The following is a 21,076-nucleotide window of genomic DNA, read 5'->3' as shown; positions in this document are numbered from 1 at the left end:
GTAAATCGTAAGAGGGATTGAAGAGACATTTGGCGTACAAGCGACCTTAACCTATACGGCTGATTATCCGCCGCTCTACAATCATCCGGAAGTGACCGCGAACGTCGTTCGGTATCTAGAGAAGGGAGTCGGCGATTATTTGACAGCTATCCATGAAGGCGATATGCTAGCCGGGTCTGAGGACTTTGCGTACTATTTGGAAAAAATCTCGGGCTGCTTCTTCTACATTGGCTGTAAGCCGAAGAACGCGGAGGAAGTCTACTTCAATCATCTTCCGAGGTTCGATATCGACGAGGACGGGTTGCTCGTGGCCGCGAAGTCGGTTGCGAAGTGGTGTGCGGGTATTTCTTTTACTTGCGCTACGGTTCTCCGTGTTGTTTGAAACTGCAAGTTTTAAGTCCATTCTTTAACGATGTCCCTTTTGAATCAAGAATAAACATAGACGCATCTTGTCCCATGAATATTTTATTTCCTGTATAAAAAGTTCTGAATTGAATATCCCTATACCCTATTTTAGTCATAATGTCGGTTAGCTCTTCTGGATTAAATCCGTTATGAACAATATCTGAAACTATTTTTTCATTTTTATTAAAATCTACGACGAGTAGATGTCCTCCTTCATCAAGAACATCAAATAATCTTGATAAAACTAATTCAACATCATGCATATGGAGTAGAACCTGAGCCATAAAAATATAGTCGGCATGTAAATCCGATATACTTTCCTTTTCAATATCAAAGCATAAGGTATCTACATTCTGAATATTAAAATCAGTTATTTTTTGCTTTATTTGCTTAATCATGTTTTGTGACGTATCCAGAAAAAGCATAGAATTAAACTCGTGTAACAAGTTCATTCCGACAAGACCAGTTCCACACCCAAAATCAATAGCATTCTTACTTTTAGCGTCAACTAAATAATTACGGATGGCATCTGATGATACCTTTGCAATTTGGATTCTTTCAGGAGTGTCATATATATTAGCTATCATTTCAAACTTATCAGTATTCCCCATTATTATCTCTCCAATCAGGATCTGGTTAATAAACAAACCTAAACACTAAAAAAACTGTCAGTTTAGGATACGATTCTGCAAATCATAATTCAACTAATTGCTTCGTTAGTTGAATAAGGACTACACATTGATTTTGACCGTCGTAAACTGTCATATGTGTCCGTCATTTCAAATACAAATGATGTTAATAGAAATTCTTTAATATGTTAATTAGTGCTTTCATTACTACGACTATCGACAAATAAGAACCAACCTGTTCGTGACTAATTCCCCTGTGTTTAGATTTACCCCACGGTTGCGAGGTTTACGGTCAGTAATGCCACGTTGCCCCTTTCGAGAGTAAAGGAAATAGGTCTCGTCAATTTCAACGATACCTTCAAAATGGTCAAAATCCATTTGTTTTAAGGCGTTTAACAGTTTGTGCCTCCAATAAAAAATCGTAACCCAAGTAACCCCTACGATTTCAGCCGATTTTCGAACCCTTGTTAAACTCCCGAATGTTTGTTCTTACATCAATTATATCAAGAATTTGGTTAAGTATCAAAAATCAACATTTAACAGAGTCTTTTCATTAAGTATATATTTTTCAGAAAAATTTTAGTATTATTTTTAATGGAATCCGAATAATAATTGTTCATTTAATATTTTCGTTCGGGTTTACAACGTCTTATACATTAATACAAAGTTTACATTTACTGTTATTGTCGTGTCGATGTATGGGAATGGGAATGGAGATAAGATGAAGAAGAACATTTATTTTAACCATGATGGCGGCGTTGATGATTTAATTTCGTTATTTTTGTTACTGCACATGGACAATGTGGAGTTGACGGGCGTGTCGGTCATTCCGGCGGATTGTTACTTGGAACCGGCTATGTTTGCCAGCCGTAAAATCATCGATCGGTTCGGCAACGGCGGTGTGGATGTAGCCGCATCGAATTCCCGCGGGAAAAATCCGTTCCCGAAGGACTGGCGCATGTATGCGTTCTATGTTGACGCCTTGCCGCTTCTTAACGAATCCGGTAAAGTGGTGACTCCTGTAGCGGACAAGCCGGCACATCTTCATATGATAGACACGCTGCGCGCAACGGAAGGCAAGACGACCTTGCTGTTCACAGGTCCGCTTACCGACCTTGCACGTGCATTAGATATCGATCCGACGATTGAAGAAAAGGTAGAGCGCCTGGTATGGATGGGCGGCACCTTCCGTGAAGCGGGCAATGTGCATGAGCCTGAGCATGACGGAACGGCAGAATGGAACGTATTCTGGGATCCGGAAGCGGCTGCGCGCGTATGGGACAGCGGAATCGAGATTGATCTGGTAGCACTGGAAAGCACGAATCAAGTACCGCTTACGCTCGATGTGCGTGAGCGCTGGGCAGCGGAACGCAAGCATATCGGCGTGGATTTCCTGGGCCAATGCTATGCGATGGTGCCGCCGCTTGTTCACTTCTCGACGAACTCGACCTACTATCTGTGGGATGTATTAACGACGGCGTTCGTCGGCAAGAGCGATCTGGTGAAGGTGCAGACGGTGAACAGCATCGTGATTACGGAGGGCGCAAGCCAAGGCCGTACCGTGGAAACGGCGGACGGACGCCCGGTCCATGTCGTCTATGACGTGAATCGTGACGCATTCTTTGATTACATTACTGAATTAGCGAAAAAAGCAACGGAGAGGGATTTGTAATGTCCGAGAAAAAGCGAGTCATTATTGATACCGACACAGCTGGCGACGATACGTTTGCTATTTTAACCGCGCTTCACTATTTTCAAGTCGAAGGCATTATGATTACCGGCGGCAATGTTCAGTTCGATCAGCAGGTGGAAAATGCGCTCTACACCGTGCAAGTCGCGGGAAAAAGCGGGCAAGTCCCTGTGTACAAAGGGCATGAGGGCCCAATCATGGGGATCGGGCAAAAGGAGCATCGTACGGTCGAGGATGTGCACGGCAAGGATGGAATGGGGGATTCATTTTTCGAAAAAGCGGTTCAATCTCCCGAAAAAGGGCATGCCGTCGACTTCTTGATTGATGCGGTTCACAACAATCCAGGAGAGATCCATCTTATTGCGATTGCGCCGTTAACGAATATTGCGATGGCGATTAAGAAGGACCCGACCATTGTGCCGAAAATTCCGTATCTCTATATTATGGGTGGAACGAACAATGCGCTCGGAAATATTACGCCGAGTGCGGAGTACAATTTCTACGTTGACCCGGAAGCCGCCAAAATCGTGCTTCATTCGGGGATTCCGATCACGATGGTCGGATGGGAAATGTGCACGCAATATTCCATCATGGACGATAACGACCATGAAGAGATTGAAGCGCTGGGAACGAAGGGCGCGAAGTTTTTCAAGGACGTCAATAAGGTCGTGATGAGATTCAATAAAACCGTTCATCGACTGAACGGCACGACACATCCGGATACGCTGCTCGCAGCCGTAGCGGCAGACGAGAAGATCATGACGAAGTCCAATCTGTATCACGTCGATGTGGAAACCATCGGTGAGCTGACAAGAGGCTACAGCCTCGTGGATATTAACAATCGTCTGGAACGCACGCGCAATGTTCGCGTCTGTGAAGCGATTGATCGAGATGCTTTTAAAGAGATGTTGTTGGACGTGTTGAACTCCATTAACTAATGACTGCCAATAGCCGCTTTTTCATAGAGATAGCACTAAAATAAAGAGCGGCCGTTTGCAGCCCTTTCGCTTTACATTCTGGGTCATTGGCATGATGAAGAAAGGATAGGTATATGCAATACATTTGGGGACTTCTAGGAATCTTAGGTATTTTTTTGATAGCATTTGCGTTTTCGAGAAATCGCAAAGCAATAAATCCGAGAACGGTGATTGGCGCGTTTGCGATTCAATTCATTTTTGCATTGATCGTGTTGAAGTGGGAATTCGGCAAGAAGATACTGAACTACTTGGCTGCGGTCGTGCAGAGCATCATCGATTCCACGAATGCGGGAATTCAGTTCTTGTTCGGCGGGATACTGGGTGCGGAAAAGGCGGGCTTTACGTTCGCGCTTCAGGTATTGCCGATTATTATCTTCTTCTGTTCCTTGATCGCGGTTCTGTACTATCTCGGCATTATGCAGTGGGCAACGAAAATCATTGGCGGATTTCTGGCGAAGGTGCTCAAAACGAGCGAAACGGAATCGATGTCAGCGGCTGCGAATATTTTCCTGGGGCCGACCGAAGCGCCGCTTGTGGTGAAGCCTTATATTGAGAAAATGACCAAGTCGGAGCTGTTCGCGGTGATGGTTGGCGGACTGGCGTGCGTCTCCGGTTCTGTTCTAGGCGGATACGCGATGCTTGGCGTTCCGATTGAATATTTGCTTGCAGCGGCATTCATGGGAGCGCCGGGCGGCTTGCTGCTGGCCAAAATTATTATGCCTGAAACCGATCATCAGCTTCGGGTGGAACGGGTTAGCATGGTAAAAGATACGGAGTCCCGAAATGTCATTGATGCCGCGGCGCGCGGTGCCTCGGACGGGCTCAAGATCGCTGCCGGCGTAGGTGCCATGCTGCTGGCATTTATATCGCTCATTTTCTTAGTGAACATGATCATTGGCTGGGTAGGCGGCGTGTTCGGAATTGAGGCGCTGACGCTGGAGCAAATTCTAGGCTACCTGTTCGCGCCGCTTGCCTTCCTGATTGGTGTTCCATGGAATGAAGCGCTGCAGGCGGGTTCCTTCATCGGTCAAAAATTCGTGCTGAACGAATTTGTAGCATACACTTCGTTTGCGCCTGAGATTGCTCATTTGTCTCCCAAAAGCGTCGTCGTCATCAGCTTCGCGCTCTGCGGCTTCGCCAATCTGGCTGCGATTGCACTCCTCATTGGAGGCTTGGGCGGGATTGCGCCTTCCAGAAGACAAGATCTTGCCGAGATGGGCTTCCGTGCGGTCATTGCCGCAACCTTGGCTAACCTGATGAGCGCGGCGATTGCCGGGATGCTCGTGTAGCAGCACCGACACCATAAAAGTAACAACTGAGGAAATAAAACAAACGCTTGGGCTATGATGAGCCCAAGCGTTTATTGTGTGCTACGTGAAAAGTGGAAGCTGATATCTTATTGTGCTTGTACGAATTCAGCCGATTTAATGCCGGCTTGGCGGCCGAAGATGATGATCTCGGAAACGGAGTTGCCGCCGATACGGTTTTGACCGTGCAAGCCGCCTGTAAGCTCGCCTGCTGCGAACAAGCCCGGAATAGGTTGGCCGTCTTTATTCAACACTTCGGTGTTCGTATTGATTTTCACGCCACCCATGGTGTAGTGAATCCCAGGGGCGATTTTGATTGCATAGTATGGCGCGCCGGACAAGTCGTTGTCCATCGCCGTTGTTCTGCCGAACTCGGCATCCTCTTTATTCTTCACTGCGCTGTTCCATGTATCCATCGTAGCTGTAAGCTGATCTGCCGGAACACCAATTTCTTGGGCTAAAGCCTCGATCGTATCGCCCTGAATGACAAAGCCCATTTTTTCATACTGCTCAATCGCTTTAGCGCGGGATTTAACGCCGGAATCAAATACAAGAATAGCCGATTTTTCAGGCAGCTTATTGATTGCCGCCGTGACATTGTCACGAGTGTCCAGCTCGTTGGTGAACCGTTTGCCCTCGCTAGACACCAGGATCGCACCTTCACCGCGGACCGCTTCCCCGATGAGATAGGAGTTGTCCTGCTGTACCGTAGGGTGAACCTGGATTTGATCCATATCTACCGTTACACCGCCGAGTTTTTCAATCATCTTAATGCCGTCGCCGGTGCTGCCTTCTTGGTTTGTTGTCACAAGACCTTTCAGATCGGAGCGAACCTCGGCAATCATATCCATGTTAGAGCCATAACCGCCGCTTGTCACAACGACAGCATCTGCGGCAATCGTTTTTTCATCGTTATTGTTGAAAAGGACCTTAACGCCGTTTACTTTGCCGTCCTTCTCTGTAATTTCCGTTACATTTGCATTGACGAAAAGAGGAATGTCTTTCTCTTGAACATTTTTCACCAAGCCGTTCACGAGATATTGACCAACCGCGGAGCCGTCTTCAGGACGGTGTGTGCGCTTCTCGTTCATACCGCCCGTAATCGTGATATTGTTCAAGCGAATTCCGATCGAATCAAGCCATTCGATGGCACTTGCGGAATTGTCAACGAAGAAACGAAGCATCTCTGTGTCGTTCGTGCCACGACCGCCTTTTAAAGTCTCTTCGTAAAATAGATCATTGTCATCCTCAATGCCTTGCTCTTTTTGGAACTTGGTCTGAGAAGCATTCATACCGGAGGATGATTTCATCGTATTGCCGCCGGCAAGCGGCATTTTTTCGAAAATAACCGGGTTCATGCCTTTTTCTTTGGCTTCAAGCGCGGCAGACATGCCTGCACCGCCTGCACCGACAATGATGATATCATATTTATCTTGTAATTGATCGATAGGTGTATAGTTGGCTTGAGAAGCACCCGACACGGCCTCCGTTTCTTGGGACTCCGCCGGTTTTTCATTGCCCTGACTCTCGTTTTGATTCTGCTTCCCGCCGCTACCGCATCCCGCGATCACGAGCATGAAAGAGAGAACGAGAATCAACGTTGCTGCTGCTTTCTTCTTCATGATAACAACCCCCGTTTTTCTATGATGTTAAGTACACTTCATTTTAATATAATATCGTTCCTATGCATAGTGATTTCTTTCACAATGTTTTGAATTTTCTGTGATCATGCATCTGGTTTCTAGGATGAGGCGTGCAAGGCGACAAATAACATTTCATGATAGCCCGTATCTTCCAAATACAGGGGTTATATGTTATCATAATTTTTCTGGAAAATTACGATATTACGATTTGGATGCGAGTACCTAAAATCCAACATTGGCTTATAAGGAGGATATCGTTCATGAAAAATGTATACGTTGTCCGGCATTGCCAGGCGGAAGGGCAAGCTTCGGACGCGCCGTTAACCGCAGCCGGTGTGGAGCAAGCGGACAAGCTTGCGGAATTTTTGACGGACAAACATATCGAACATATCATTTCAAGCCCTTATGAGAGAGCCTACCGTACCATAACGCCCTTCGCCGATCAACATGGCATGGCAATCGCTCTGGATGACAGATTGACGGAGAGGGTGCTGTCAGGCAACAATCATCCCGATTGGCGCGATATGCTTCGGAAGACATACGATGATTCAGAGTTATGTTATGAGGGCGGGGAGTCGAGCAATACGGCGATGAAGCGTGTCAGCAGCGTGATCACGGAAGCGCTGGAGAGCGGATACAACAACGTCGTCATCGTGTCGCACGGCAACCTGATATCGCTGCTGCTGAAGCATTTCGACGACCGGATCGGCATCAAGGAGTGGGAATCATTGTCCAATCCGGATGTATATCATCTAACATTTGACAAGGATGCGCCATCATCCATCGAATATGGACATAATGATGGTAAATGACATGGCTTATGGTGTGTTATAATGGATTTATGAGGGAAAGGCGGTGCTATCTGTGGGCATAAATCGTGAAGAATTAAAGCGATTGATTGATCATATCACCGAGCAAGATGCAGCAGAAGTTCTTGATTTTATTGGCTATCTGAATATGAAGCGAGAACGCGAGGCAATTCGTAATCTAGAGCATGCGAGCGTGACCAGCATGGAGTTCTGGGATAATCCCGTCGACGATGAGGTATGGAATGATGTATAAGCAGGGCGATGTGTTACTTATTCCTTTTCCATACACTGATTTAACGGCTACAAAGCAACGTCCCGTTCTTGTCATATCCAATACTACGTATAATGAAACCAAAAAGGACATTGTAGTTGCGGCGATTACTTCAAATTTGGCAGAGAAGGATTACTCCATCCTGATTACGGCTGAGGATCTTGATGAAGGACACTTAAAAATAGATTCAGCAGTTCGAGCGGATAAGATTTACACCTTTTCAAATCGCATTGTTATTAAAAAGTTTGGGCATATAAAGCCCCAAGTGTTTAGTAAAGTGAAAGAACAGATAGATGAATTAATTCATATATGATGCAGCTTTAACCTCCAGTAAAGGAGGTTTTTTCATATGGGCGTGTTTTAAAAAGAAGGGAGATAGCCATGATTATTCCATTAGGCCAATTTGAAATTACATCCGGTAAAGTCGTTGTCTCCGATCCTTGCTACGAATTGAAAGAGGATTCGATCATTATGGGTGCGCTGGATAATGTACGCAATGGAATGTGGGCCGCTCATGTACAGAAAACTGAGGTTCGAGATTGGGGCGAAGCTTGCGCCAAGCTCATTGCTTACCACATATCGGCTGCTGACAAGCCAGATGAACTCGAATGGGTGAAGTGTCATTTTATTGTCGGCGTGGATAGCGGTCAAGCGGGGATCTTTGATGTCAGCAAGTATCGAATTCCGGATTCCGAAGCGCAAGGGGCGGAGCCCGATACGGACAGCGACTGGTATTTATCCTGCTGCGATATCACGGAAAGCGATGAGGAAGCCGGTGTCATGGACGGTGGCGCGGTCTCGCATTCCGGCATTGGAGATGGAGGCTATGCGGCGTATTATGCTGTGAATGAACAGAATCAAATTATTGGAGTCAAGATTATTTTCATTAAAGATGCAGATCTGTAAGAGGCGGCAATGAATATGACGGGAGTACCGTCCAATGCTTGCTGTAGATGTTCAAGTTATACGGTTAAAGCCCAAGCATAAGATGTCCTGACGGTGATCGGACGTTATTATGCTTTTTTGTCATGTCTCAAGTTTAGTTTATAAGTCTCCATCGCTGATCATAGAATCGAAGTGTACCCTGAGTCGTACATTACACATGGGAGGAAATGAACATGACGAATGTGATGAAAGCCCGCCCGAAGCTGTATGTCATGGATAATGGCCGCATGAGCATGGACAAAAACTGGTTGATCGGCATGCATAATCCGGCTACGATTCTAAATCCGAATGCGGCGGCGGAGTTCGTGGAATTTCCGGTCTATACCGTATTGATCGATCATCCAGCAGGGAAGATTTTGTTCGATACGGCCTGCAATCCGAACGGGATGGGCAAGGAAGGGCGATGGCCCGAAATGATGCAGCTTGCGTTCCCTTGGGCAGCGAGTGAGGAATGTTATCTGCATAACCGGCTGGAGCAGTTGAATGTCTCGCCACGGGACATCAAGTATGTCGTGGCCTCTCATTTGCATCTCGATCATGCCGGATGCTTGGAGCTGTTCACGAACGCGACGATTATCGTTCACGAGGATGAGCTGAATGGCGCGCTGCAATCTTATGCCCGTAACAAAAAATTAGGATCCTACATATGGGCGGACATCGATGCCTGGATCAAAAATCATTTGCAGTGGAAAACGATTAAGCGTACAGAGGATGGTTTAGAGCTGGCCGAAGGCATTACCCTGCTGAACTTCGGAAGCGGCCATGCTTGGGGCATGCTGGGCTTGCATATCGAAATGCCGGAAACGGGCGGGATCATCCTCGCTTCCGATACCATTTATACGGCGGAGAGCTACGGCCCGCCTGTCAGGCCGCCGGGCATTATGTATGATTCGATCGGGTACCGGAATACCGTCGAAAGGATACGGACTTTTGCTGCCCGAACGAAATCCCAAGTGTGGTTCGGACACGATGCGAATCAATTCAAGGAGCTCCGCAAATCAACGGAAGGATACTATGAATAAGAAGGCAAAGGAAGGCTTTATCCTACTATGAGCAGGTTGTAAGCAGACGGTCTTTCACCCTGATGACAACTGACGACCTCCCCCATACGGTAAACAGTGAAAAAGGAGTTCATATTGTGATGAATTCTACACTGTAGACCGGAGGGGGTTTTTGTGTATTCCAGGGGAATGCCCTGTTCTCTTACTACAGTACGGACATCCCGCTTTACAAAATTGCGCAACTTGGTTCATAGGTCGGATGTTCTGACAAATGCTGCATATTATATAATCCCTTTATGCGACATTCGTTCAATGTAACAGAGTAGAAAACCGAACCGCTCGGAGAAGCTGAGGTAGGATCATATGAGTTGTTTGAGAAAATTGTTTTTTTGCATGTTAGCTATCGTTTTAAGTTTAGGAATCGGTCTCCCCAATGTGAGTGCTTCCCCGATCCGAGTCACTGTGGACGGGCATGATGTGGCGTTCCCGGATGAACCTCCGTATATGGATAAGAAATCCAACCGCACGATGGTTCCCGCCAAATTCGTATCCGAAAAGCTTGGCGCAAACGTAAAGTGGAACGAGGCATTGAAGCAAATCACTTTTTCGTATAAAAATGACATCGTCACTTTGGGGATTGGCGATAATCATGCGCAGGTGAATGGCGAGACGGTAACCTTCGGCGGGGGAGCGACGGTCCAAAACGGCCGCATGATGGTTCCGCTTCGCTTCATCAGTGAAGTGTTTCATGCCGATGTAGATTGGAAGCCGGAGCGCAATCAGGTCATCATCACCACCTCTGTACATAATGTTCCCAAAGGCACATGGATTTGGGATAGCCGCATCATCGAGAGGGATCCGGACAAGCTGATCAACTTTGCAAGCGATAATTATGTGACCTCCGTGTATCTTCAGATTGATGCCGATATCGCTCCGACGATATATCAAGACTTCATTCGCAGCGCCACAGAGAAGCGTATCAACGTGGAAGCCCTGGCGGGTCGTCCCGATTGGGCCTCCAAGTCGAAGCAGGATCAAATCAAAGAGTTTATTGCATGGGTCCAAAACTATAATGCCTCCGTTAAACCCGAAGAGCGGTTTGACGGTCTGCACTTTGATATTGAACCTTATCTGCTGCCCGAATGGAAGACCGATAATAAGGCGATCCTGGCAAGCTGGATGGACAATATGAGGCTGATTGAGCAGGAAACGAAAGGGAGCGGCATGAAAATTACGTTGGACGTTCCTTTTTGGCTGAATACCGTAAAGGTTCCCGGCACGGAGTACAGCTTCAGCGCATGGTTATTGGAGAAGTTCGACTGCCTGGTGATTATGGATTACCGCAATTTTGCCTTAGGCAAGAATGGGATTGTGGAAAACGCAAACGCGATGATGAGAGAAGCAGCGACGCTGAACAAGCAAGTCATCGTTGCTGTGGAGACCGCTAAAAATATGGAGAGCGATCGGACATCATTCTATGCCAAGAGTATCGAAGCGATGGAAAAAGAGCTGCAAGCCGCTCATCAAAAGCTGACTCGTCATTCAAGCTATGCCGGCTTTGCGATTCATGAATACAGGAGCTGGGCCGCGATGAAGTAAGCAAATTCGCGTAGTAGAAAAACACCTCTTCATTACCTAGAGCGGAAGCGTCAAGCAATAGCCGCCTAGCAGGAAGAGGTGTTCTCTGCATGAGTTGCGATGTTACGCGTTCTTTTCTCTGAAATATTCTTGATACTGGCTTGGTGTGACGTGGGCGTACTTTTTGAAAATGCTGATAAAGTACTTGTAGTCGCTAAATCCGATATCCTGCGCTATCGTATAGACTTTGTTATCGCCTGATTTCAATAACTCCATCGACTTGTGGATACGATAGCGGTTGAGGAACTCATTGAACGTATAGCTTGTCTCTGCCTTGAATTTCTGATTCAAGTAATAGGCGCTTAAGTCAAGCTGGTCCACGAGGTCATGGATGCTGATTTTTTTCGCATAATTCTCCTGTACATAGGCGATCATTTGGGATACATACTTCGATGTCTTCGTTTCTTTCTCCAAAAATTTGCTGTGCAGAATCTCTTCGGTTTCTTGCGGATGATTGGAAATGACTTCGTATTTGCGCAGAAGATCGACTTTTTCTTTGGCAGATTCCAGCGCTGCAATCAATTGGTCATCCTCTAATGGCTTCACAAGGAACTCGGTCACGCCTAATTGTAATGCTTGCTTGGCGAGATGAAATTCATTGTAGCCGGAAATGATAATGCTGCTAAAGGTATGCTTCCGCAGTCCTTCTCGAATCATGGCGATGCCATCCATAATCGGCATGTTGATATCCGTAATGACAATATCCGGCTCAAGCTCACAGATCTTGTCATAGCCATCCTGTCCGTTAAGCGCTTCTTCGATCACGATACAATCGTATTCCAGCCAATCAATGCTGAATCGTATTCCCCTGCGGATCATATCTTCATCTTCAACCAGCAGAACTTTAAACATCATTTTCCCTCCATTCGTAAGGAATTGTCAGTGTCACACAGGTGCCTTTTCCTTGCGTGCTGGTGATGTGGATGCCGGAGTCCTCGCCATAGAGAAGCACCAGACGGCGATGAACATTATACAGCCCGATATGTTGCGTCGTGTTATTTTGACTTTGCAACAGTTGGTTGACCTTCTGCAGCGTCTCTTCATCCATGCCTTGACCGTTGTCGCAGACCTCCAGCATCAGCTTGCCGGCAGAAGGGTAGATCCGAATGTCAATGAGCACATTGGTTTGGTTCCGATAGCCATATTTGATAGCGTTTTCAATGATGGGCTGAAGCACAAGCTTGGGGACATATATATCATGGGTTTCCTCCGCTACGGAGATTCGGTACTCCAGCCGTTCATTGAACCGAATGTGCTGCAGCTTCAAATAATCCCGCACATAATTCATATCATCCTTCAGCTGGACGCTGCGATCAGGCCCGATGCTGTATCGAAGCAGTCTGGATAGCAGCATGACAATTTCCTGCGCTTGCTTGACGTCAATCTTAATCGCATAGCGCAACGTCTCCAGCACGTTGAATATAAAATGCGGATGAAATTGGGATTGCAGCTGCTTCACTTCAATAATGGTGCGGAGCTCGGACAGCTCTTTATTTTTCTCCATCAAATCCTTTAACCGATCCAGCATCGCGTTATACTCATCGCCGAGAATTTCGAATTCGTCATTCGTCTGGATATCGACATAGCCATTGAAGTTCCCCTCGCGCAGCTGTGCCAAAGCCAGAATTAATTTCTCGATCGACTCGGAATTGCGGGCAGACATTTTGTTCGACAAGAAATGAATGATAACCCATAACAGCAGGCTGGCCGCAAGGACAAAGACAGACACCGTATAGTAGGTGTAATGCTCGGATTTGTAGGAGTTGAGTGTGAGCACTTGAATGGGCGTGTCTGGTATCCATTTGGAATACATATAGTACTTGCCGCCGTGCAACAGAACATGTCCTTGATTGTCCAGCTTAGGGCTGAATTTGTTCAGGACGCCTTTGGTGACATTGCTGGTTGTGGCAATGATCGTGTTATGTTCATCGGTGATGATCGCAATTTCATTATTTTGTTCAAAAATAAGCTTCTGCATATCGGATTCATACAGTTGATAGACGATATAGCCTATCGTTTGCTTGTCCTTGACAATCGCTTTGCCGAACGTATAGCTCGTATCGCGATCATGGGAGTAACGAAAGCTGTTCATCTCGGTCAGTGTGTCGTCCGGTCTCTGATGAATCCGGTTAATGAGATTGCCGAAGGCAAAGCTGGCGTATAGTGCATCCGGCGACTCGGTGCTAGCCCGGAAGATGCCATTCGTATCGACGATATGGAAAATACTCTTCACCTTCTGGTGACTGTTGAATTCATAAAATTCGGAGTACACATGTTCACTGCCCAGATGGGTGGTCATATAGTTCATCACAGCAGGCGAGGCGGCCATGCGATTGATTTCTTCGTAGTACTGTTGAAATACCTCTGCCATGGACTGACTGATGGATTGGGCAGCCTCCGTTGTTTTTTGCGTCAGATTCATTCTTCCATTAATGATGGTGAAAATGAAAAACAAGACGATTAAAATGGCAAACGGAATAATCGTATAGAGTCGAAATAAGTGACGGGTTGACTCTTTGAAGTTCCGAATCTTTTTCTGTTCCATGTCATCCCCCTCCACCTATGATAGCCCTTCACTTCTTATTATAAGGACTTGCCGTTCATAGCTGATCATCCAAATACAACCAAGCCGGCCCTTAGTACAGGTACCGACTTGGATGTGTATATTTAGATTCGATGCCGAGTTACTTTCGGTATCACTTCGTGATCAAAAGCGACCTCTTAGAGCGAGAGTTCTTTTTGTCCTGAGAGCCTCAGGAACACCAGCAGCGATACGACCGTAATGATGGTAAGGATCGTGGACAGCGCTGCGGCCACGCCATAGTTCCCGCGTATGACCTCGGTATAGATAGCCACCGTAACGGTCTTCGTCTTGCCTGTATATAAGATGATAGAGGTGCTTAATTCCGTAATGATCGTAATCCAGCTCAATATCGCTCCGGACACGACGCCTGCCAGCATCATCGGCAGAGTAATCTTGAAGAACGTTTTCATCTTGGAAGCGCCCAAGCTGATCGCGGCTTCTTCAATCCCATCGCTAATCTGATGCAAAATGGCTGCACTTGATCGAATCGTATAAGGCAGGCGCCGAATGACGAACGAGATAATCATGATTAGTGCGGTTCCGCTTAGTATCAGTGGCTTATTGTTGAATGTAATCAACAAGGCAATCCCTAGGATAGAACCAGGTACGATATAAGGGAACATCGTGAAAATATCAAGTGTGTTCGTCAACGCATTCTTCCGGCGAACGGTTACATAAGCGATGAGTATCGCCAGCAGGATAATGACGACCAGCGAGATGATGGCCAGGAAGAACGTGTTCGTAATGACGCTGCCAATATTATTGAAGGCATCCCGATAGCTTTGCAGCGAGTATCCGTCAACGAAGATTCGGCCGTTCGATTTCTGGAAAGAAGTATAGATGACGTACAACTGCGGCAATAGCGCGATAAACGTATACAGATAGATGACGGCATGTGCCACAATATTGCCGATTCCTTTTTTCTTCTTGGCTTCAATCGGATGCAACGCACTCATCGTGAACGAGTTCCGATGGGAGATATATTTCTGCATCAGGAAGATAGCGGTTGCGAACAATACGACAATGACGCTGATTGCGGCTGCAAATCCGTCGTCACCGCCGACCTCACTGATGAATTCATTAAAGATCAAGACAGGAACGGTCTTGTATCCTTCCCCAATCAGCATTGGCGTACCGAAATCGGCAAGCGCCCGCATGAATACGAGCAGACCGCCGGCGAGCAAGGTTGGCGTAATGAGCGGAAGCAGCACCTTGCGCATTTTGGTGAAGCCTTTATAGCCCATGCTCTCGGCAGCTTCCATCAGCGATTGGTCGACATTTTTCAGCGCCCCGGATACATACATGAAGATGAGAGGCACCATTTGCAAGGTCAAGACTACTAAAATCCCCGTAAATCCATATATGTCAGGCATCGTAATCCCAAATGTGTTGCTGACGAAGCGGGTAATGACGCCGTTTCTCCCAAGCAGCAAGATCCAGGAGTAAGCTCCAATGAATGGGGCCGACATCGACGAGATCAGAATTAAAATCCGTATGGTTGAATTCCCTTTAATCTTAACGGTGGCCATGATATAGGCCAGCGGTGTTGCAATAATGGCCGCTAGGGCAGTTACACAGACGGTAACTTTTATACTGTTGAATAGTGCATTTAAATAGTAAGGCTTACTGAAAAACTTCACAAAATAAGCGAATGAAAACTCACCTGTCGTGCCGTTGTACACGCTCTTGACCAGCATCGTAAATAATGGCAGGGCCAGAAAAAGAATATAGAATAGAAAGATCAGGAACGAGATGTTAGTCCAGACGTCAAATCGTTTGTGCGTCCCCTTCATAGCTGACCGCCCCTTGTATAATTCAATTCACCTGTAGCATCGTACACATTGATTTTATCCGTCTTCACTTTCAAATAAATGACTTGGCCAGGCTCCAGGATTTGTGAGGTTTTCGACTCCTGTGTAATCTCTACGCGCTGACCGGATTCCAGATCGACGAAGTAATGCGTGTTCTGTCCGAGGAATACGCTGTGCACAATGGTCGCCTTCAAGCCGGATTGATCCTCGGTCATGATGAATTCTTCCGGCCGAACCGAGATTTGGACGTCAAGCTCGGCTTGCTTATTCGATGCTGGCACTTGAATGTTAGAGAGCTCTTCCGAATAACTTGAACCGATATGCAGTTGATAGCTGCCTGCTTCTCGCGACAAGCTTCCTTCGATAATGTTCGTGCGTCCGATGAAGGTAGCAACGAATACGTTCGCAGGACGTTGATAGATTTCTTGAGGCGTGCCCAGATGCTGAATGATGCCTGATTTCATTACCGCAATGCGATCGGATACGGCCATCGCTTCTTCCTGATCATGCGTGACGTAGACGGTGGTAATGCCGACTTCTCGTTGAATGTCTTTGATCGCGTTCCGCATATCGACCCGCAGCTTCGCATCCAGATTGGACAGCGGCTCATCCATCAGCAGCACATCCGGCCGGATAACAATCGCTCTCGCTAGGGCAACGCGCTGCTGCTGGCCGCCGGACAGGTTCTTCGGCATGCGGTCCTTGTATTGTTCGATTTGCACGACCTGCAAGATTTCATCCACTTTGGAGCTAATCTCCGCTTTGGATAATTTTCGATTCTCCAGCCCGAATGCGATATTTCCTTTGACCGTGAGGTGAGGGAAGATGGCATAGTTCTGGAAGACCATTCCGATATTCCGCTTACCCGGTTCGACCTGATTAATGACACGCTCGTTAAAGTTAATCGTTCCGCCTTCAATGCTGTTGAAGCCGGCAATCATGCGCAGCAGTGTAGTCTTGCCGCATCCCGAAGGACCAAGAAGGGTGAAGAATTCACCCTTCTTAATCTCCAGGGACAACTCAGGAATGACGGTGGTATCGCCATATTTTTTTATTAGGTCTTTGATTGTTATTGTCACGCTCATTGTTGTCACCTAACCTTTTAGAGGTAGTCAAAAAGTCCGCTTTTGAGCTCGATGCTACTCTTCTCGGTGCTGAAAACCGGACTTTTTGACACGCTATTATAGTTTATCTGATGCTTGTGAACAGATTGATATACTGCTCGATGATTTCGGATTTATGCTCACTAACATAGTCCGTATCTTCATCGATCATGTGGATGTCGGCAAGTGGCGTCATGTAGTCTCCAAGCTGCGCATCGATACGAAGCGGCCGGTTCGTCAGTTCCGTGCCGAATGCGTCTTGCGCTTCTTTGGATAGGATGAAGTCGATGAACTTCTTGGCATTGTCCATGTGCGGCGCGTCTTTAATAATAGCGGATGCAGCATCCAGGAATACGGCGCCTTCCTTTGGATACACGACTTCTACAGGTGCACCGTTGCGGACATAGGTGCTGGACGGATCTTCATAAGTTAAGCCGACAACATATTCACCGTCAGCCACGCTCTTATGAACGGCGCCGGAACCGCTTGCAACTTTACCATCCAGGTTCATGATCAATTTGGCAACATAGTCCCAGCCTTCTTGACTCTCATAATCGCCGCCCATTGCCTTCAGCATATTGGTGAGTTGGGCGAAGGCGGAGCTGGAGCTTGCCGGGTCGGCAGATGCAATTTTCCCTTTCAGCTGCGGATTCAGCAAATCTTCATAGCTTTCAATTTTGATATCGCCGATGAGGTTCTTATTTACGAGCAGCACGCTTCCGTCTGAAATGTAAGGCGTGGCGAAGCCCGTCGTATTGCGGTGGCCTTCAAGTAAATATTGATCTTCCGGCGATACGTAAGGCTCGTAGAGGTCGGCATTTTCACGGTAACCCGCCATGGAGCCGCCGAACATCACGTCTGCGTACGGGTTATTCTTTTCCGATTGTAAACGCTTAATAATTTCGCCTGTTCCAGCCGTTACAAGCTCAACCGTAATCCCTGTTTTCTTTTCGAACATTGGAATGATGGTCTTGATGATCTCTTCGCTATTCGGACTGTAGATGACGAGTTTATTGGATGATGCTGCATCCGACTCGCTATTTCCACAACCACTAAGCGCCCCGACAACTAGCATGCAAGCTAACAGCAACATAGAAAACCTTTTCATATTTATTCCCCCTGAACGAAAATCGTTTAGTTGCAACTTCATTGTAGCAAGACTGGTACCGCTTACAGAATCCCACGATCCGAAAACATTGTCTAAAATTCGCAAGTGATCTTTGAATATAAAAGGTTAATAAACAGGTTATTTTCAAAGAGTTGGTAAATCGTAAAGAAAAGCCGTGGAATTGGGATTTCTTCAGGAGGGAACATCCGGTTGAAGGGGATTGGGTTTTCCTAGAAGACAGAGACCTTATGAAGAGTGGTCTCTTTATCTCTTCGGAATCGAACCATCAAGGAATACCCATGAAAAAAATCTAATGGGGGAACATTCTGCTTTTACTCCAATCATAATCAGGTAGTGATGTGTAAATGGAGGAGCAGCGGATCTGGTGACTTGCATATAGGAATTAAGGAGGCTTACCGTTCTGGCGGACAATTGAAAGAACAAAGGAATTAACCTCGCAAAAAGCTTTTATCAAACAGAAAGGAAATAAAAGCGGTCACGCTGCTTCTTGCTTTGTGATAGAATTCCGAATCCCCAAATAAATTATGCTGCTAGAGGCCAAAATTTAAAAATCTTATCGGATGAGCTTCCGAAAGTCCCGCCTTCTAAGGCGAGCGGATTGGCGGAAGTGATGGAAAGCTATAGCGGGCAGAAGGTCAGGCAAAAATAAAAAAGAGGGGCAGCCCCCTCTTTTCGAACTCTATCATCTCTATATTGGCCCTTATTCGGCCGTCTTCATGCCTCCGTACCTGCAAACTTCTCGAATAGATTGTTCAGCAGAACAAAGGTCTGTTCATAGGTGAGCACTCCGTCCGGATTGAATTTCTGTCCGTCCGCTCCGACAAACAGCGCATGCGCATTCATAAGCAGCGTTGCAGCCTGCTGGCGTGTAATGCTGCCGGATGGCGTGAACTTCGTCTTGGAGGTTCCGTTCATGAGCCCATTGTTGTACGCTTTGGCGATGTCTGCGTTCTTCGTATCCTGGAAGGGCGCTGTCCCTTGAGCAAGCGGCGTGGCCAACATATTTTCGCAGAGCTTCACCGTTAACTTGGCAAAATCGCTCCTTGTAATGGGCGACTGGTAAGCATGATCGTAGTTCAGCGGAATGATGCCGTTGCTCTTCGCTTGTTGATAGCCGGGCAAGGCCCATGAACTGACGGCATCGCCCTTGGCGGGCTCCCGGACCTCCACCTCGATCCAACTGCCTTCCTGGATTCGATGACGACATAGCTTGTTCCTTAATCCATACCTGGTATTATTCTTCCGCCATTATATAATCTCTGTCGTAATTTAGTCCCTGGCCATCTGGGTCCCCGCTGGAAGCCATAAATTCTTTGTCGAAAGATAAAGGAAAATGCAGGATTAAAGCGAATTCTTGTACCTGTCTCATAATCCTATTGTAAACAGACGGGGGACACTCGGTATGAAATGGCTTGGGGTGTACATGTTCGCGGTGGAGAGAGTGAGACTTGGATGATGTCACTCATCGGGAGGAGCCCATTTTTGTAAAAAGTGACGGAGCAATTTTTTGCGGGCTCTCGCCAAACGTTGGGTGAGGACGGGTTCGGTTAATTGCAGCTCTTGGCAAATTTGCCGGTAAGATTTGTTTTCGATATAGAACAGCATCAGTATGGTGCGGTAATCCTCTTTGAGCTCGGCTAACGCTTGGTGAAGCAGTTCGTCTCTTACTTTGGTTTCTACGGCGCTGGCCACGCTTACCTCATGTGATGCCTTGGCATCCATATACGCATGCGCTAGCTTTGCAATTTTACGGTTTTTGTTTTTTTTTCGCAGCCAATCCAGTGCGGTAGTCCGTGCGACTTGCTTCACCCACCCCGGAATATTGATGTCGGATTGCAGGTGGGGACCTTGCATCGATGCCTTAAGGAAAGCCTCTTGAATAATATCCTCGGTAAGGGAACGATCATGTGTCTTGAAATATATGTCCTTGTACACGAATTGATAGAAGGAACGATATACCCATTGTTGCGTGGCAGGATCTAGGCTGGCAAATGGGCTTCGCAACAGATAATACCACTGTTCCATAAAACCCCCCCTTATTGCCAATTCTCCTTATTTTTCGAATTTTAGCTGCGGATAGACGCAGACTATCTAATCGCAGTATACAACAAAAAACGGAAAAAATCTTAATATTTACATAGTTTCTTTATTGTAGTCAATATTTTTGTTTGATAAAAATAGTAGAAAATTTTGGAGATTCAGCGTTAGTTTTTGCTAAATTCCAACGTTATATAAGTAAGTTGTTGAACAATGGCTGGACTGACGGGTGTGCTGACGAGATAGGTCATTGATCGCAACAGGCTTGCAATGAAAGGGGGGAAAGCTCGAACCGAGTAGATTGGCCGAATTAAAATATGAAAATAAAAGGAGGAATTTGTAATGAAGAAGAAGCTTGCTATTCTATTTGCGTCGCTCTTGCTCCTTGTGTCAGCCAGTCCAATGTATGCTGCAGGTCATAGCGGTCATGATCACAATAGCGCAGCAGTCAACAGTAGCTTAGAAGTAAAGCTGAAGATGCCTGGACAGGCTGCGCCTTATGTCGGGGAGGCCATTGTTGAATATGATAGACCGGCTTTCAGAATGGCCGATATTACCGTCAATGTCACCTCTCCTGTCGATCAGAAATGGCGCTCTACGTACCAAAACTATGCAAATGAAGTCAATCGAGTGGTTGCTCGTGCCGGCACGGCCTTGAAGGAGCAATTCGGCATCAACTTCTTGTCCGTGGCTCAACCTGTATGGCAGTCTTCTTCAACCACCAGTTCCGGATTATTGAACGATGCGCGGAACAAACACGGTTTGACTTACAACGGCAATCAGAAGGCGGATATTATGATTGCGTTCTCGGGCCTCAAACCTAGCGATAATTCCAATATTGCGGGGATCGCAACGCTTAGCAGTCCTTACTCCACCATTTTTGACAACGGGTATAGTACCAATGCGGAGACGACACAGCATGAAGCGGGGCATATGTATGGTCTGCACCACGATGAAGAAGAGAGAAGTTCGGTTTATGACGGAAAGAATTGCGTGATGACGGCCGTTGGCTTTGGGTTTATCGATCGGTTCTGCAAAGGGCATCATGCCGATTGGTATGCTGCTAGGAACATGTATTAATAGGAGGCGGTAACGAT

The 21,076-nt window shown here is 46.7% G+C and carries 19 protein-coding genes and 2 pseudogenes; 11 read left to right on the top strand and 10 right to left on the bottom strand.

Going from position 1 to position 21,076, the window contains the following annotated elements; translation table 11 throughout:
• Window positions 1-4: 4 nt before the first annotated feature.
• A pseudogene (locus DQX05_RS20285) lies at window positions 5-382 on the top strand (M20/M25/M40 family metallo-hydrolase); the annotation flags it as partial.
• Here DQX05_RS20285 and DQX05_RS20280 read toward each other — a convergent pair.
• Window positions 360-1,016 carry a class I SAM-dependent methyltransferase gene (locus DQX05_RS20280; RefSeq protein WP_119795310.1) on the bottom strand — a complete coding sequence of 219 codons (657 nt, stop codon included), beginning with the start codon at window positions 1,014-1,016 and terminating at the stop codon, window positions 360-362. The pseudogene DQX05_RS20285 and the gene DQX05_RS20280 sit on opposite strands and share 23 nt — an antisense overlap.
• Before the next feature lie 89 nt (window positions 1,017-1,105).
• Window positions 1,106-1,496, bottom strand: a pseudogene (locus DQX05_RS20275) (hypothetical protein); the annotation flags it as partial.
• 259 nt (window positions 1,497-1,755) lie between these two features.
• Here DQX05_RS20275 and DQX05_RS20270 point away from each other — a divergent pair.
• From DQX05_RS20270 to DQX05_RS20260, 3 genes are all read left to right on the top strand, one after another.
• The gene (locus DQX05_RS20270) at window positions 1,756-2,706 is read left to right on the top strand and encodes a nucleoside hydrolase (RefSeq protein ID WP_119795309.1); all 951 of its coding nucleotides are present in this window, start codon (window positions 1,756-1,758) and stop codon (window positions 2,704-2,706) included.
• Window positions 2,706-3,662 carry a nucleoside hydrolase gene (locus tag DQX05_RS20265; RefSeq protein WP_119795308.1) on the top strand — a complete coding sequence of 319 codons (957 nt, stop codon included), beginning with the start codon at window positions 2,706-2,708 and terminating at the stop codon, window positions 3,660-3,662. Before DQX05_RS20270 ends, DQX05_RS20265 begins: the two co-directional genes overlap by 1 nt.
• 113 nt (window positions 3,663-3,775) lie before the next feature.
• Window positions 3,776-4,990 carry a NupC/NupG family nucleoside CNT transporter gene (locus DQX05_RS20260; RefSeq protein ID WP_119795307.1) on the top strand — a complete coding sequence of 405 codons (1,215 nt, stop codon included), beginning with the start codon at window positions 3,776-3,778 and terminating at the stop codon, window positions 4,988-4,990.
• Between the two features lie 107 nt (window positions 4,991-5,097).
• Here DQX05_RS20260 and DQX05_RS20255 read toward each other — a convergent pair whose 3' ends face one another.
• Window positions 5,098-6,630, bottom strand: coding sequence for a flavocytochrome c (locus DQX05_RS20255; protein WP_119795306.1), 1,533 nt, complete (start codon window positions 6,628-6,630; stop codon window positions 5,098-5,100).
• A 281-nt stretch (window positions 6,631-6,911) separates the two neighbouring features.
• On the opposite strand from DQX05_RS20255, the gene DQX05_RS20250 reads away from it, so the two are divergent.
• The 6 genes from DQX05_RS20250 (at window position 6,912) to DQX05_RS20225 (ending at window position 11,276) form a co-directional block, all read left to right on the top strand.
• The gene (locus tag DQX05_RS20250) at window positions 6,912-7,463 is read left to right on the top strand and encodes a histidine phosphatase family protein (protein ID WP_119795305.1); all 552 of its coding nucleotides are present in this window, start codon (window positions 6,912-6,914) and stop codon (window positions 7,461-7,463) included.
• 52 nt (window positions 7,464-7,515) lie between these two features.
• On the top strand, window positions 7,516-7,713 hold the full coding sequence (locus tag DQX05_RS20245) for a DUF2281 domain-containing protein (RefSeq protein WP_119795304.1): 198 nt from the start codon (window positions 7,516-7,518) through the stop codon (window positions 7,711-7,713).
• Window positions 7,703-8,044, top strand: coding sequence for a type II toxin-antitoxin system PemK/MazF family toxin (locus DQX05_RS20240; RefSeq protein ID WP_259392138.1), 342 nt, complete (start codon window positions 7,703-7,705; stop codon window positions 8,042-8,044). Before DQX05_RS20245 ends, DQX05_RS20240 begins: the two co-directional genes overlap by 11 nt.
• 68 nt (window positions 8,045-8,112) lie before the next feature.
• Window positions 8,113-8,637: a DUF4241 domain-containing protein gene (locus DQX05_RS20235; RefSeq protein ID WP_119795302.1), complete on the top strand. Its 525-nt coding sequence runs from the start codon at window positions 8,113-8,115 to the stop codon at window positions 8,635-8,637.
• A gap of 212 nt (window positions 8,638-8,849) precedes the next feature.
• Complete coding sequence (gene ahlS, locus DQX05_RS20230; protein ID WP_119795301.1) at window positions 8,850-9,698, top strand: AhlS family quorum-quenching N-acyl homoserine lactonase; 849 nt, start codon at window positions 8,850-8,852, stop codon at window positions 9,696-9,698.
• Between the two features lie 414 nt (window positions 9,699-10,112).
• Entirely contained in the window at window positions 10,113-11,276 is a 1,164-nt protein-coding gene (locus DQX05_RS20225; protein WP_259392137.1) for a copper amine oxidase N-terminal domain-containing protein, read from the top strand.
• A gap of 102 nt (window positions 11,277-11,378) precedes the next feature.
• On the opposite strand, the gene DQX05_RS20220 is transcribed toward DQX05_RS20225, so the two are convergent.
• The 7 genes from DQX05_RS20220 to DQX05_RS20185 form a co-directional block, all read right to left on the bottom strand.
• On the bottom strand, window positions 11,379-12,167 hold the full coding sequence (locus DQX05_RS20220) for a response regulator transcription factor (protein ID WP_119795300.1): 789 nt from the start codon (window positions 12,165-12,167) through the stop codon (window positions 11,379-11,381).
• On the bottom strand, window positions 12,160-13,860 hold the full coding sequence (locus tag DQX05_RS20215; protein ID WP_119795299.1) for a sensor histidine kinase: 1,701 nt from the start codon (window positions 13,858-13,860) through the stop codon (window positions 12,160-12,162). Before DQX05_RS20215 ends, DQX05_RS20220 begins: the two co-directional genes overlap by 8 nt.
• Window positions 13,861-14,036: 176 nt before the next feature.
• A complete protein-coding gene (locus DQX05_RS20210; RefSeq protein ID WP_119795298.1) occupies window positions 14,037-15,692 on the bottom strand; it encodes an ABC transporter permease in 1,656 nt (551 codons plus the stop codon).
• Window positions 15,689-16,795, bottom strand: a complete 1,107-nt coding sequence (locus DQX05_RS20205) for an ABC transporter ATP-binding protein (protein WP_119795297.1) — start codon at window positions 16,793-16,795, stop codon at window positions 15,689-15,691. The genes DQX05_RS20210 and DQX05_RS20205 overlap by 4 nt, the downstream gene beginning before the upstream one ends.
• Window positions 16,796-16,898: 103 nt before the next feature.
• Window positions 16,899-17,921: an ABC transporter substrate-binding protein gene (locus DQX05_RS20200; RefSeq protein ID WP_119795296.1), complete on the bottom strand. Its 1,023-nt coding sequence runs from the start codon at window positions 17,919-17,921 to the stop codon at window positions 16,899-16,901.
• A gap of 735 nt (window positions 17,922-18,656) precedes the next feature.
• Window positions 18,657-19,112, bottom strand: a complete 456-nt coding sequence (locus DQX05_RS20190) for an S-layer homology domain-containing protein (RefSeq protein ID WP_259392136.1) — start codon at window positions 19,110-19,112, stop codon at window positions 18,657-18,659.
• A 288-nt stretch (window positions 19,113-19,400) separates the two neighbouring features.
• Window positions 19,401-19,967 carry an RNA polymerase sigma factor gene (locus tag DQX05_RS20185; protein WP_259392135.1) on the bottom strand — a complete coding sequence of 189 codons (567 nt, stop codon included), beginning with the start codon at window positions 19,965-19,967 and terminating at the stop codon, window positions 19,401-19,403.
• Window positions 19,968-20,321: 354 nt separating this feature from the next.
• Between DQX05_RS20185 and DQX05_RS20180 the strand changes: the two genes are divergently transcribed.
• On the top strand, window positions 20,322-21,059 hold the full coding sequence (locus DQX05_RS20180; RefSeq protein ID WP_119795294.1) for a M12 family metallo-peptidase: 738 nt from the start codon (window positions 20,322-20,324) through the stop codon (window positions 21,057-21,059).
• Window positions 21,060-21,076 lie beyond the last annotated feature (17 nt).

It is taken from the genome of Paenibacillus thiaminolyticus, assembly GCF_003591545.1.
GTDB classification, from domain to species: Bacteria; Bacillota; Bacilli; order Paenibacillales; family Paenibacillaceae; genus Paenibacillus_B; species Paenibacillus_B thiaminolyticus_A.
The sequence above is the reverse complement of the archived record's forward strand: the minus strand, read 5'-3'. Positions and strand labels throughout refer to the sequence as shown.

What these genes read in the sequence shown, in the direction of transcription:
- DQX05_RS20200 (WP_119795296.1), bottom strand. Translation starts at nt 17,921, where the DNA reads ATGAAAAGGTTTTCTATGTTGCTGTTAGCTTGCATGCTAGTTGTCGGG.
- DQX05_RS20250 (WP_119795305.1), top strand. Translation starts at nt 6,912, where the DNA reads ATGAAAAATGTATACGTTGTCCGGCATTGCCAGGCGGAAGGGCAAGCT.
- DQX05_RS20210 (WP_119795298.1), bottom strand. Translation starts at nt 15,692, where the DNA reads ATGAAGGGGACGCACAAACGATTTGACGTCTGGACTAACATCTCGTTC.
- DQX05_RS20235 (WP_119795302.1), top strand. Translation starts at nt 8,113, where the DNA reads ATGATTATTCCATTAGGCCAATTTGAAATTACATCCGGTAAAGTCGTT.
- DQX05_RS20185 (WP_259392135.1), bottom strand. Translation starts at nt 19,967, where the DNA reads ATGGAACAGTGGTATTATCTGTTGCGAAGCCCATTTGCCAGCCTAGAT.
- DQX05_RS20220 (WP_119795300.1), bottom strand. Translation starts at nt 12,167, where the DNA reads ATGTTTAAAGTTCTGCTGGTTGAAGATGAAGATATGATCCGCAGGGGA.
- DQX05_RS20205 (WP_119795297.1), bottom strand. Translation starts at nt 16,795, where the DNA reads ATGAGCGTGACAATAACAATCAAAGACCTAATAAAAAAATATGGCGAT.
- DQX05_RS20260 (WP_119795307.1), top strand. Translation starts at nt 3,776, where the DNA reads ATGCAATACATTTGGGGACTTCTAGGAATCTTAGGTATTTTTTTGATA.
- DQX05_RS20270 (WP_119795309.1), top strand. Translation starts at nt 1,756, where the DNA reads ATGAAGAAGAACATTTATTTTAACCATGATGGCGGCGTTGATGATTTA.
- DQX05_RS20255 (WP_119795306.1), bottom strand. Translation starts at nt 6,630, where the DNA reads ATGAAGAAGAAAGCAGCAGCAACGTTGATTCTCGTTCTCTCTTTCATG.
- ahlS (WP_119795301.1), top strand. Translation starts at nt 8,850, where the DNA reads ATGACGAATGTGATGAAAGCCCGCCCGAAGCTGTATGTCATGGATAAT.
- DQX05_RS20240 (WP_259392138.1), top strand. Translation starts at nt 7,703, where the DNA reads ATGATGTATAAGCAGGGCGATGTGTTACTTATTCCTTTTCCATACACT.
- DQX05_RS20215 (WP_119795299.1), bottom strand. Translation starts at nt 13,860, where the DNA reads ATGGAACAGAAAAAGATTCGGAACTTCAAAGAGTCAACCCGTCACTTA.
- DQX05_RS20265 (WP_119795308.1), top strand. Translation starts at nt 2,706, where the DNA reads ATGTCCGAGAAAAAGCGAGTCATTATTGATACCGACACAGCTGGCGAC.
- DQX05_RS20180 (WP_119795294.1), top strand. Translation starts at nt 20,322, where the DNA reads ATGAAGAAGAAGCTTGCTATTCTATTTGCGTCGCTCTTGCTCCTTGTG.
- DQX05_RS20280 (WP_119795310.1), bottom strand. Translation starts at nt 1,016, where the DNA reads ATGGGGAATACTGATAAGTTTGAAATGATAGCTAATATATATGACACT.